The 1,654-nt window shown below is 69.3% G+C and carries 2 protein-coding genes and 1 pseudogene; all 3 read left to right on the top strand.

From position 1 onward, the window contains the following. Positions 1-233, top strand: a pseudogene (locus PGX04_RS23140) (hypothetical protein); the annotation flags it as partial. Beyond that, positions 226-1,335: a PD-(D/E)XK nuclease family protein gene (locus PGX04_RS23135; protein WP_273740666.1), complete on the top strand. Its 1,110-nt coding sequence runs from the start codon at positions 226-228 to the stop codon at positions 1,333-1,335. The pseudogene PGX04_RS23140 and the gene PGX04_RS23135, both read left to right, overlap by 8 nt. Continuing rightward, on the top strand, positions 1,328-1,654 hold a 327-nt coding region (locus PGX04_RS23130; protein WP_273740665.1), incomplete at its 3' end, for a UvrD-helicase domain-containing protein. The genes PGX04_RS23135 and PGX04_RS23130, both read left to right, overlap by 8 nt.

Here is a 1,654-nt window from a genome sequence, read left to right as displayed (position 1 = left end):
CGATCCACGGCGAGACGAACGCCCTCGAGGCGCTGCTCGCCCAGCCCCGCGGCGAACTCGATCGCGTGCTCCGGGAGGCCAGCACCGGCGGCGAGGCCGACCTCGGTGAAACCGAGGCGCTGTTCGAGGAGATCGCGGTGGTGCTCGAGGAGGGGGAGATCGACCCCGAACTCGCCGAAGCGGTCCGCTCGCAGTTCGAGTTCGCCGCGGGCGAGGTGGTCCGAAATGACTGATCCCCACGCTAACGCCGACGATGCCAACGCTGACGACGCAAACTCCGCCGCCGACGCCAACGCCGACGACGACGCCGCTACAGCCCCTCCCTCGTTGTCGGTCGACGGTCTCCGGACCGCCCTGCACTGCCCCCGCCGATACGAGTTCGCACACGTCCACGGCCTCGAGGGGAGCGACGACGATCGCACCGTCGAGGACCGCGTTTCCCTCTTGCGGAGCGCTCTCTGCGACGCGCTCCGAAGCGGCGAGACGGAGCGAGCGGCGCTCGAGAGCGCCGCCCGAAATCGACTTTCGGCTCGCTGGAACGAGTACGACGAGCGCTTTCACTCCGTCGCCCAGCGCCGTCACGAACGGCGGGTGCTCGAGGCGACGCTTTCGGCGTACCTCGAGCGCGTCGGCGTCGATCACGCCGCGGGGATCGCGCGACTGGACGCCGAGGCCGCCCGCGGTGAACTGATCGGGCCGGGGCTTCCGCTCTCGAGTACGATCGAGCGATCGACGAAGACGGCCGAATCGGACGCGGTGACGATCGACACCGCGGTGGACTACGTCTACGGCGACGGCTCGTCGATCGTCGGCGTCCGGTTCGTCCCGACGCTCGCACCCCTGGGTCTCCTGCGCTACCGATCCGACTGGGCGGGCGACGTCGAGGATCTTTTCACCGAGCACTTCGACGCCGATTCGACGACGTTCGAACCGGGTCCCGTCGGCGCGCTCTTCGAGACCGCCGTCGTCCTCGACGGGCTCCGCGACCTCCGCGACCGGCTCGAGCTCGGGGAGCGGACCTGCCGATACGTCCAGATCCCGCTGGCCGATCGGTCGGGAACGGCGGTGAACTGGGTCCGCGAGACGGTCGAAACGAGCCTCGAGATCGTCGATCTGACCGACGTCTACGTCGACCACCACACCTTCGGAATGACTCACGATCACCGAAACGGGACCGTCGACGACCGACTCGCGGCGGTCGCTGCGAGCCTGCTGTCGGGACCGTTCGACCCGTCCGATCGGTGGGACCGGATCGCGGAACACGCCTGTCCGGACTGCGAGTACACCGTCTGCTGTCAGGAGTACATCGCCGAGGAGGTGCGTTTCGATGACTGAGGAGCCCCGCCGAACCGATCGCGGTTCGGGCTCGGAGGGGGATCGCGAGGACGCGGCCGATCTCGAGGCGGACCGCGGATCGAACCGGGACCGCGACGGGGTCGCGTTCGCGTCCGCCGCCGACATCGAGCCCAAGGGAAATCAGGAGGCGGTCATCGACAGTCGCGCGGCTTGTACCTCCGTCGACGCGGGGGCCGGCACCGGGAAGACGACGACGATGCTCGTCCGGATCGAGCGCGCCATCGAGCGGGGCGAGGTCGATCCCGACGACGTGCTCGTGTTGACCTTCGCGAACGAGGCCGCCGCGAGCATCCGCGCG

This window comes from Natrinema soli (genome assembly GCF_028618695.1).
This window is presented reverse-complemented; position numbering and strand designations above follow the sequence as displayed.